The following is a 9,870-nucleotide window of genomic DNA, read 5'->3' as shown; positions in this document are numbered from 1 at the left end:
AATCGGAAGTCAAACTTATGGAGATGCAGTTACAATTGCCAATAATCCGATTCTCTCTGGCAGCGAAGTTACTTTCAAGAATACAGTTGACGTAGCTGGCAATCTGGGTATTGCGGCTGATAATGTTAATCTCAAAGGAACTCTAACAACCACCAATGACGGCACGCTCACAATTACCAATAAGGTAAATCTCAATATTGATAAAGACCTGAACTTAAAGGGTGCATTTATTCAAAATGGCGGGGGGAATGTTGCGGTTAGCGGAAATATCACCACAACTAATGATAACATTACTTTTAGTAGCCCAGTGACATTAAAAGCTCCTGTAATTTTTACGCTGGGAGATGCAACTATTGCTTTTGGTTCTACTATATCGGCAGGTAGTAACCCGCTGAATTTAACAGCCGGTGAAATTGATTTTTTTGGGAACGTTTCTGGTACGGGCGCGTTAACGCTACAACCCGCAACAGCCGGACAAAATATTGTTGTTGGCGGAACTGATAACAATACTAGCGCTTTAGATTTGACTGCATCGGAAATTAGTTTAATTCAAAATGGATTTAGCTCGATCGCGCTCGGGCGATCGGATAGCAGTGCCAATATTAGTATTCCCTATAATCTCACATTTTTAGATCCAGTAAATATTCAAACGGCAACCGGTACGATCGCACTTGATGGAACTATTACCGGGCTTGACAACAGCAGTGTTGCTCTCCAAGGTTCAACAATTAATTTGAACTATGGCATCAATACAACTAACAATATAGATTTGACGGGCAAAGTTCAACTGGGAAACCAGGTTAATCTCAAAAGCAGCGTTGGTAGTATTAATATAGAAGGGGCGATCGACGGCAATCATCTGTTGGGCTTAGATGCCGCGAATGGCAATGTGCTGCTGCAAGGAAATATCGGAGAAACAACGCCATTATCTGTTTTGAACGTTACTGCATCGAAGGCGGAATTTATCGGAAATGTTAAAAGCACTTCTGGTTTTAACATTACGGCTTTAAATACTAAATTAGGCGGTAATATTACGACTAATAACGGCAACATTAATATTAGCAATGCTGTGGTTTTGACAAAGGATGCGGTATTTAGTACGGCCGGGGGAAATATTGCTTTGGGTGCGATCGACAGTGACAGCATTAATGCCCGCAACTTAACTCTAGCCTCCGGTAGCGGCAGCATCACTTTCAACGGTTCAGTGGGTGCCAGCAGCAAATTAGGAAATCTTGCGATCGACAATGCTGGCAATGTGACAGGAAACTCGACAATTAACGCGCAACAATTGACAGCAGCAAACACGGAAAAAGTCAATTTATCGGGAGATGTCACCGTCGGCAAAATCGATATTACTGCCAAGGGCGATATAAGTGTTAAAAATATTACTGCTAATGGCGGAGAAATTCTCTTTACAAGCGGTAACAATTTCACCGCAGGCAATTTGAATACATCGGGAGACAGTGGCGGAAACATAACTGTTAAAGCGATAACTTCCATTACCACCGGACAAATTAACTCTAGCGCTATAGTGGGAAATGCCGGCAATGTGTTCTTAGATCCGATCGGCGATATTCAAGTAGAGTTTATTAATGCCCAAGGCGGTACAGGCGGCATCGGTGGCGAGGTGACAGCAATAACAGGCAATTTTTTCCGCGCTACGGGTACTTTTTCAACCCCACTTTCCCCGACGGGATTGGCTAGCATTTCTACTGCTGGCGGCGCCGGTGGTGGCAAAATTACAATTGTGCACGCTGGGGGAGATGGAGGGACGCCGATTCAACCGTTTGTGGTGGGGGATGCTGCTAGCAACGGTACGGCGGGTGCAATTACAACGGGACAATCTAGCATTACATCGCAGTCGTTTCCGCGTTCTAGTAGTGTTGGTAATATTGTGTTTTCGACTGACGACGCGATCGACCCGCCGCCAACGCCAACTCCAACTCCGGTAGTAACTCCGACTCCCACTCCGAGTGTCACTCCAACTCCGGTAGTAACTCCGACTCCCACTCCGAGTGTCACTCCACCTTCGGTAGTAACTCCGACTCCCACTCCGAGTATCACTCCACCTTCGGTAGTAACTCCGACTCCCACTCCGGTGGTAACTCCACCTTCGGTAGTAACTCCGACTCCCACTCCGAGTATCACTCCACCTCCGGTAGTAACTCCCACTCCCACTCCGAGTGTCACTCCACCTTCGGTAGTAACTCCCACTCCCACTCCGAGTGTCACTCCACCTCCGGTAGTAACTCCCACTCCCACTCCGGTGGTAACTCCACCTCCGGTAGTAACTCCCACTCCCACTCCGGTGGTAACTCCACCTCCGGTAGTAACTCCCACTCCCACTCCGAGTGTCACTCCACCTCCGGTAGTAACTCCCACTCCCACTCCGAGTGTCACTCCACCTCCGGTAGTAACTCCCACTCCGATCGATTCTACGGAAAGACAAGAGCCCGCACCGCAACCCTTAACCCCTGATTCAGAAGACTTTCAACGCCGCAAAATTCCACCGCTAGACAATCCCGGTGTAGCAGCCGATCGAGTTTTAACCATCGATCAAAGTATCACCAGTCAGTTGCCTCCGGACTTAGTACCACCCTCACCACCATCACCAGAACCGCCAACAGTCAACCCTACTTCTAATTTAGTTCTGGGATACGCCCCGTCTCCCGATCGACTTTTTGAAGGTAACGATATCCAGAAAACAATCTGGGGAATCGAAGAAATGAGGAATCAAGAATTTGGAGAATACTTGGGGGTAAAAGCCAACCTCCCAGAGGAAAAAACCTTGATTTCGACCTTCCAACAAACTTTACAAGATATCGCAGAGCAACCGGGCAAGCGGTCTGCTATTATCTACATGGTCTCGCGAGAAGATCGACTAGAACTAATTTTAGTTCCTCCCGTGGGGCAGCCGATTCACTACAGCGTCCCCGAAGCCAACAGAGCAGCTCTTTTCCCCACTGTCCAGGAGTTGCGCGCTGAAATCACCAATCCCGCAAAACGCGCTACTACGACTTATCTAGCCTCCGCCCAGCAACTATATAAATGGGCGATCGCACCCCTAGAAAAAGACTTAGAAAACTTAGGAATTCAGACTTTGTTACTGTCAGTCGATCCCGGATTGCGAAGCCTGCCCTTTGCCGCTTTGCACGACGGTAAAGGCTTCTTGATTGAAAAATACAGTTTTAGCCTAATTCCGAGTTTTAGTTCGACTAATACCGATTATAAAGCTGTTAGAGACGCCACAGTGCTAGCAATGGGAAGGTCAGAATTTGTTGACCAACAGCCCTTGCCCAGTGTGCCGATCGAATTGCAGGCGATTTCGGCTCAGTGGCAGAGCCCATCTTTCCTCAATTCTGCTTTCACTTTAGATAATCTCACGTCGGAACACACCAAGGGAGGATTTCGGATCGTTCACCTAGCAACTCACGCTGAATTCAAACCGGGAAAAGCGAGCAATTCCTACATTCAAATGTGGAATTCCAAATTGCAGCTCGATCGCATGGAGAGTTTGAATTGGCGGAATCCGCAGGTAGACTTGTTAGTATTAAGTGCTTGTAGAACTGCTATGGGCGATCGGGAAGCAGAGTTAGGTTTTGGAGGATTAGCAGTAAAATCCGGCGCGAAATCTGCTTTAGGAAGTTTGTGGTATGTTGACGATGGAGGCACTTTGGGGCTGATGAGCGAATTTTACCACCAGTTGCGAGGAACCACAACTAAGGCAGAAGCTTTGCAACTGACTCAACAAGCAATAATGTCCGGTAAAGTTCGGATGGAAAACGGACAGCTAGTAACAACAGGCGGCAAGTTAAATTTACCTGCTAATTTACAACAACCAAACCAAAACTTTTCTCATCCTTACTACTGGAGTAGTTTCACCATGATCGGAAGCCCTTGGTAATCTGCCATCTTGATTTCTTGAGTCCGCGAAGGCGGACTTTTGTTGTGTAGTAGCGGTTTCAACCGCCCAACTCGCGATAAAAAAGTTCTATTTCTGTTTCATCACCACCAAAGTAATATCATCAAAAACCTTCTGAGTGCCAATATACTGCCGCACATCATCAATTACAGCTTCCCGAATTTCTTGGGCACAGCGCTGACGATTTTCAACCACAACTTGCCACAACCTTTCTAATCCGTACTGCGCTTTATTAATATCGAAAGCTTCAGGAATTCCATCAGTATAAAGCACCACCACATCCCCAGGATTTAACTGCACTTCTGAAGAAGCAATAAACTCGCCAATCTCTTCTACTAAGCCAATGGGAAAGCCTAAATCCATCGTGTCTATGCGCTCCAATTTTCCATCAGCGCGCACCACAATCATTTCCTCATGTTGTCCGCTTAATTTCAGAACACCTCCGGCATAGTCTAAGATAGCTAGAGACATATTTCTAGAGGAGTCCATGCGCTGGAGATTATCATAAAGAGTCTGGTTGAGGACATCCAAAAACTTCACTGGATCTGTTTCCTTCATTTTCTGAAGCGTCCTGACAGCCGTTTGTGCCATAATCATCAACACGCCGCTTTCTAAACCATGTCCCGTGACATCGCCAATGCTAATCTTGACTTGACCATCCTGTTGCAATACATCGTAGTAATCACCGCCAACTTCGTCAGCAGGTTCCATAAAACCAGCTATTTCTAAGCCTTCAATTGCCTCTAATTCTGACGGTTTTGGCAACACCATTTGTTGCAGTTGTTTGACAATATCGAGTTCTGCACTCATGCGAACATTTTCCGCTTTTAATTTCTGATTGAGGGTGCTAATTTCTTGATTCGCTTCAGCTAGTTGAGCCGTGCGTTCTTGAACTTTATCTTCTAAGTTTTGATAGAGGCGAGCATTTTCGATCGAAATAGCTGCTTGGGAGGATAAGATTTTTAAGACTTCCAATCTATCTGGGGTAAACGCCCCGGTAGTCAGATTATTTTCCAGATACAGAATGCCGATCAGTTTACCTTGATTAATAATAGGAGCGCATAAGACTGACTTAGGCTGATTTTTTATAATATAGGGTTCGCTAGTAAAAATACCCTCTTTTGTAGCCTCTGATAGCACTACATCTTCCTGAGTTCTCGCTACATATTTTATCATGCCTACAGGAAGATTATCGCTGCTTTCAATCGGAATACTTTGCCAAACTTCTACTTGTTCTTTGTCAACTTCCCCTCTAGCTTCAATGGTTAACTTCTCCTTATTTGATAAGACAAGAAAGCCTTTTTGTGCTCCGCCATTTTTCATTAAAATTGTCATTAACTTTTCTAACAATTTGTTGCTCGCAATTTCACCAGCCAGAACTTGGGAAGCTTTGATAACTGTGGACAAGTCTATATTTGAACTTGCTCCACTTGTTGAAGATGCTGTGCCCATAGCAGTAGTCTGCACATCAATTTGTTTCTGGGCAGATACTTTGGGGATTAACTGCGGATATTTCTGCTCCAAATCCTCTACTTTACGCTTAGCACCCCAAAGTTGGTAGCCATAGTGAGCTTTTCTCATGTAAAGTTTGGCAATTTCCTCTTTGCCTTTCCCTAACCAGAATTTGGCGACTAATTCATTGCCTAAAGCTTCATTCTGAATATACTCATTTTCATGAGCTGAAGCAATGGCGCGATCGTATAAATCTATTGCTTCCATTCCTTGACCAGAAATACGCGCAATTTCTGCCTCCACCAACAGGTATTTGTGCAGAAAGTTTTCAGGACAGTTATCTGCCCATATTTTCATCTGTTCTTGCTGCGATTCTAACTGCTCCCAATAGTGTTTTTGTTCGGACTCGGAAGCATCAAGATACAGCGACACCAGGATTAGTGAAGTGTAAAAATTATGTTCAGAAATTTGGAACTGCCCTAACGAAAAAATCATAAATTCTTTGGCTTTCAATGCACAGTTTAGCGCTTCATTTAGCTGATCATACAGATATAAAACCTGAGATTTAAAAATATAAAAAGTGCAAATCAACGCCAAACTTTTATGTGCTTTACAGCTTTCTAAAAATTCTTCATCGCTAATTTCGTTGTTACAAAATACGAATTTATTAGGAGTTCTACTGCTTAAATTAAAGAGAGTTATTTGAAAACCCAGCATTCCATCAATTGCCCATTGGTTTTTGATTTTTTGGTTAAACTGTAAAAATTTTTCCACCTCTATCACCAGAGGTTCTAAATTTTTACCCTGATAAAATAGGTATCGCAATTTGTGTTCGATAGCGTAGCCAGAGTGCAGTAATTCTCCAGATTCTAAGCCAGCTTGATAGGACTCATTCAAAATAGCCTCAGCCAATTTAATATGCTTTACCCAGTTATTCAAATGACCGCCAAAAACTAAACAAGCACTGCATCTCTGACTGGAACTATTAAATTTTTTACTCACCTCTACAGCTAGCTTACCAAATTCATAGCCAGATTGATAGTCACCTAAAATAGAGCCAAGAATCATTCCGTAAGTTACAAATCCTTTTGACGATACGGCAATATTGCCGTATTGCAAAGAAATATTAGCCATTTTTAAAACAATAACTGCATACATTTCTTGGTTAAAAAAATAGGCAGGTGGATCAGTATTTGTTAACAATTTTAGTACCAGTCTTTTTTGGGGGTCTGTGATTTCTGGTTCATCGATCAGGTCAGCAATTTTTCTCGACCCCAAATTCTTCTTTGCACGGGCAACTTCCAGGTCTAGCGCCTCCTTAAAATTAGCGTCAGGCAAGTCTACACCTAACAAGAAAAGAGCCTTTTTACCTGTTTGTATTGACTCTTCATATTTAGCACTCATGGTGTACTGCACGAGCAACAGGTTGTAAATTTCTGCCTTCTCTATGTCGGATTTTACATTTTTCAAAATTAGGTCAATTAATGCTTCTGAATCCTCAAAACATCCATTTAAGTATTCAACCTCTGCCCGTTCTTTGTGCAAGGCTAAAGTTAATTCATAATACTCCGTCCAAAAATCTCCGATTAAACACTTTAATCCCGCTCTTAAATATTGCAGTGCCGCTCCATAAGCCGTTGCATCTTTGGCTTTTTTGCCCGCTTCTAAATTCAAGCGTGCTAATTCAATTTTTGCTGAATCATCTGCAATTAAATCTCTGCCAAAATTCAGATGATCGACTATTTCAAAGATTCTGATTTCCCGTTTATTTTTCGGGAGATTCTGCAACAACAATAGCCCAATTTTGAGATGGAAGCTACGTTTAGATTCGCCATAAATCATGGCATAAGCAGCCTGTTGTACTCGGTCATGCAGGAATTTATAATCTTGAATTAAGAGGTCAGCATCTAACTCTGATGTGGGTAAAATTAAGCCTGACTGAATTGCCAGTGCTAGGTCAGTAGAGGTTTCTCTAGGTGATTTTTCGCTAATGAGAGAAAGGGTATGCAAGTTGAAATTAGCGCCCACACAAGCCGCTAAACGTAACATCTGCTGTGTAGATTCTGGCAGTTTATTTACTTTATCAATCATTAACTCTACTACATTGTCTGTAATCCCCTTTGCTTGAATTTGGTGTACATCCCATTGCCAAGAAAGAGAAGATAAATCAAACTGGATTAAATTTTTTGAGTACAGGGTTTTCAAGAATTCATTAACAAAGAACGGATTCCCTCCAGTTTTTTCAATCACCAATTCTGCCAAGGATTTTACTGATTCATAATTGCTAGATAATGTATCGCCAATAAGTTGACTAATATTTTCTATTCCTAAAGGTGCTAAGGTAATATAATTAATAATTGCTCCCTCCTTGAGCAACCCATCAAGAGTCATCATTAAGGGGTGTGTCGGGCTAACTTCATTATCACGATAAGCTCCAATTAAAAACAGATATTGCATTTCTGTATCTGTCATCATCAGTATAATTAATTTAAGCGTAGCAGCGTCAGCCCATTGCAAATCGTCCAAAAAGATGACTAAGGGATGCTCTTTGGTGCAAAATGCTCGGATGAAGTTTTGAAAAAGAATATTAAAGCGATTTTGTGATTCCGTTGCCCCTAATTCTGGTACTTCTGGCTGTTTACCGACAATCAGTTCTACTTCAGGAATTACATCAATAATTACTTGACCATTCATCCCAAAAGCGCTTTTCAATTTTTCTCGCCATTGTGCTAGTTGTTCTTCACTTTCTGTTAAAAGTTGTTGCACTAATCCTTTAAAGGCATTAACCACAGCCGAGTAAGGAACATTCTTTTGAAATTGGTCAAATTTGCCTGCTGTAAAATAGCCCCTTAGCTTTGTATTTGGTTTATGAATTTCTGCTACTAGGGATGATTTTCCAATGCCAGAATAACCCGCTACTAACATCATTTCTACCCCCCCTTGTCCCCCCTTATTAAGGGGGGTGAAAGGATTGTCTGCGACTCGCTCAAATGCTGTGAGTAAGGCTTCTACTTCGGCTTCGCGTCCATAGAGTTTTTGCGGAATGTGGAACTGCCCAGAAATATCTTGAGATCCCAAGGGAAATTCTGAGATATTTCCTTGGGTTTGTAACTGATGCAAACATTCTGCTAAATCATTTTTGAGTCCGAAACCACTTTGGTATCGCTCCTCAGCGGTTTTTGCCATCAGTTTCATTACAATATCTGACAGGGCATGGGGAATTTCTGGATTAACTTGATGAGGAGAAATTGGCACTTTAGCAATATGACAATGCACTAACTCCAGGGCATCATTTGTTTCAAAAGGAAGTTGTCGTGTCAGCAACTCATAAAAAGTAGCACCGAGAGAGTAAAAGTCGGTGCGGTAATCTAGAGAACGATTCATTCTTCCTGTTTGTTCAGGTGAAATATAAGCTAAAGTACCTTCTAAGACGTTAGGATTTTTTACGGTAGGATTTTCGCGGGTGAATTTAGTAGAAATACCAAAATCTATAATTTTGAGTTGCCCGGTTTCGGGGTTGAAAATAATATTGGCAGGGTTAATATCTTTATGGACAATATTTTCAGCATGAATACTGCCTAAAATCTCAGCCGTTTTAATAGCAATGTTAAGAAATTCCAGTAGGGGCAATGCCTGCGTGCCTGCTTCCCTACGCTCATTCATCAACAGTTTTAAAGATGACGCGCCAAAATCCTCAAGGATAATGACTAAAGTCCGCTGATAGGGTTTTAATTCATAAGCTTTAATTACTCCATCTAGATTCAGATTTCGGGTAATTTCATATTCTTGTTTATAGCGAACCAGTTCCGAATGTGTAGGATAGTCTTCTTTGAGGAATTTGAGGATAACGGGTTGGTTATCGTGTTGTCGCAAAGCCCGATAAACCGTGGAGTTGATACTGTCGTAAATTTGAGTGAGAATCTGGTAGCCGTTAATCTCGATCATTTTCAGGTTTCAATGATAGAAGAAAATGTTATTAAAGATAGTCAGCAATCATTATGGGCGAGCGCACTGATCTATTATAGTAGCTGAGGATGCTTTGATACCCATCCTAAAGATGAAATCTTCACATTAATATACTGTTGCACATCATCTAAGCTGTTCAGCATCTAAAACGCATATTGCATAGTATAATATGATGATATTTATAAAAAGTCAATGCCTACTAAAAACTTCCTCAGTTCCGAGACAAGGGAAAATCTTCAACAAGTATTAAAGGAGCATGAGCATCCAGACATTCGGCAAAGAGCCTTAATTTTTTTATTGCTAAATAGCGGAAATACACAAGCTCAAACTGCTGAACTAATAGGATGCTCTCTGAGAAAGATTGCTTATTGGAGCATTCATGGTGATCCTGATAATTTAGACACTTTTAAAGATAATAGGATGAAGGGTAATTACCGAAAAGCCACAGAAGAATACATTAATTTACTTTTAGAAACAGTTGAAGTAGAACCTGAGAAATATGGCTATGAATTCGGGAGATGGACAACAGC

3 protein-coding genes are annotated in these 9,870 nt (G+C 42.0%); 2 read left to right on the top strand and 1 reads right to left on the bottom strand.

Features of this window, described 5'->3' with window-relative positions:
• Window positions 1-3,904: CHAT domain-containing protein (locus tag QUB12_RS24870; RefSeq protein ID WP_333308861.1), on the top strand; the 3,904-nt coding region annotated here is incomplete at its 5' end.
• Window positions 3,905-3,991: 87 nt separating this feature from the next.
• On the opposite strand, the gene QUB12_RS24865 is transcribed toward QUB12_RS24870, so the two are convergent.
• Window positions 3,992-9,319: a SpoIIE family protein phosphatase gene (locus QUB12_RS24865; protein ID WP_333308859.1), complete on the bottom strand. Its 5,328-nt coding sequence runs from the start codon at window positions 9,317-9,319 to the stop codon at window positions 3,992-3,994.
• 213 nt (window positions 9,320-9,532) lie between these two features.
• On the opposite strand from QUB12_RS24865, the gene QUB12_RS24860 reads away from it, so the two are divergent.
• The coding region (locus QUB12_RS24860; protein WP_333308857.1) for a helix-turn-helix domain-containing protein at window positions 9,533-9,870 on the top strand (338 nt) is incomplete at its 3' end.

The sequence above is a fragment of the Microcoleus sp. B7-D4 genome (assembly GCF_036705125.1).
Classification (GTDB): Bacteria; Cyanobacteriota; Cyanobacteriia; order Cyanobacteriales; family Microcoleaceae; genus Microcoleus.
Note: the sequence above shows the minus strand (reverse complement) of the source record. Positions and strands in the feature narration are given on the sequence as shown.

Bases quoted from the DNA above. Each gene is read 5' to 3' on its own strand.
- QUB12_RS24865 (WP_333308859.1), bottom strand. From the start codon at position 9,319: ATGATCGAGATTAACGGCTACCAGATTCTCACTCAAATTTACGACAGT.